Origin of the sequence: Neorhizobium huautlense, from assembly GCF_002968575.1 — a bacterium.
GTDB lineage: Bacteria > Pseudomonadota > Alphaproteobacteria > Rhizobiales > Rhizobiaceae > Neorhizobium > Neorhizobium huautlense.
Genome location: NZ_PVBM01000085.1, coordinates 1 through 1,469, shown reverse-complemented (window position 1 = coordinate 1,469; position 1,469 = coordinate 1). Strand labels below are relative to the sequence as shown.

Below are 1,469 nucleotides of genomic sequence, written 5' to 3'. Positions count from 1 at the left end.
CTCCAATGAAAGAACACAAGGGGCAAACGCCTTCAATTGCCGGCTTTTCCTTGGGTTCGGTTATGTTTTGACCGGCGTTAGAGCCGATCGGCTAAACCCTTTGCTTCCGATGGACAGGTGTTTCGGTCCGTCGGTTCCTGAACCATTCTCCAATCCGTGACCCTGATGCCTCGGCTTCGGTCACAGAGTGACGTTCGGCTCCCGGTTTCCCATTCTCCTTGTAGAGCGCAGCCCAGTTCTACCGGGCTCGCTAGCCACTCATCAGGACAACCGGGATATCGTCGACGTGCCCTCCATGTTGCTTTCGCCGCGCGGCTCGTAGGCGCGCTGGTCCCGCAGGATCTGGAAGGCGATCGTCAAAAGCTTGCGCGCGATGGCAACCCGCGCCTTGTTCACTCCTCTGAACTTCAGGTGTTCGTACTGGACGCGAAGCTGCGCATCGCTGGCGATCGCAGGGGTGACGGCTTCAACAAAAGCCCAGCGCAGCCACTTGTTGCCTTGCCGGATGATCTTGCCATGATAGGTCTTGCCGCCGGAGGAATAGGTCGACGGCACAAGCCCGGCGTAGGCAGCAAGCTTTTTGGCATTGCGGAAGCGGCTGACATCGTCGATCTCCGCATCGATCAGCCTTGCAAAGAACTCGCCAATGCCAGGGATCGTCTTCAACAGCTTCACATTGCCATTGGCCTTGGTCATCGCCCGGATCGTCGTTTCCGACTGTTTGATCCGCCCATCGATGTCGCCGATGAAGGCAAGACCTCGGTCGATCTGGATGCGGTCGATCTCCGAGACGTTGACCTGCGCTAGCTGAACACGGCCGGCCTTGCCGAACAGATCACCGAGCTTCTTCAACTGCGCCGTCTGCTCCGGATAACGATCGAACACCGTCACGATCCGGTTCTTCACCATCGTCCGCAGCCGCACGTAAAACATCCGCTCACGCAACGCGACACGCAGCTCGCGGGCCTTGTCGCTCGGTGCCCAGGCTTCTGGCACCAGGTCGGCGCGCAGCAGATGCGCCAGCACCGTCGCGTCGATCTTGTCGGTCTTGATCTTGGCGTCAGCGATCGCCTTGACCTTCAAGGGATGGGCGAGAACGACATCATCACAAATGTCGTCGAGCCAATCGTACATCACCATCCAGTTGCGGGTCGCCTCGACAACCGCGTGGCTATTCTCCCGGTAGCGCTCGAGAAACCCTCCCAGCGACTGCCGGTCGTTCTTAACCCGGCCGGATCTCAGCGTCTTGCCACTGCTGTCCTGAACCACCAGGTGGCTATAGGATTTGTGGTAATCCACCCCGATATGGTAATCATAAGAGGCAGTCATGCTTCCAACTCCCTTGTTGAGATCTCGAAAACCCCAACAGGATAAGCCGAAAGCCTGGAAGTGTGACTGTCCCTCCATCATCACCTGCATCTCAGTGATCCGTTCTCTCAGCGGGTGCACCCTCTTTCATGTCACCTCCT

At 58.1% G+C, this 1,469-nt stretch carries 1 protein-coding gene; it reads right to left on the bottom strand.

The window, feature by feature from the left end; genetic code table 11:
- Positions 1 to 261: 261 nt before the first annotated feature.
- Positions 262 to 1,329: an IS110 family RNA-guided transposase gene (locus tag C5L12_RS27670; protein WP_105375169.1), complete on the bottom strand. Its 1,068-nt coding sequence runs from the start codon at positions 1,327 to 1,329 to the stop codon at positions 262 to 264.
- Between the last annotated feature and the right edge of the window lie 140 nt (positions 1,330 to 1,469).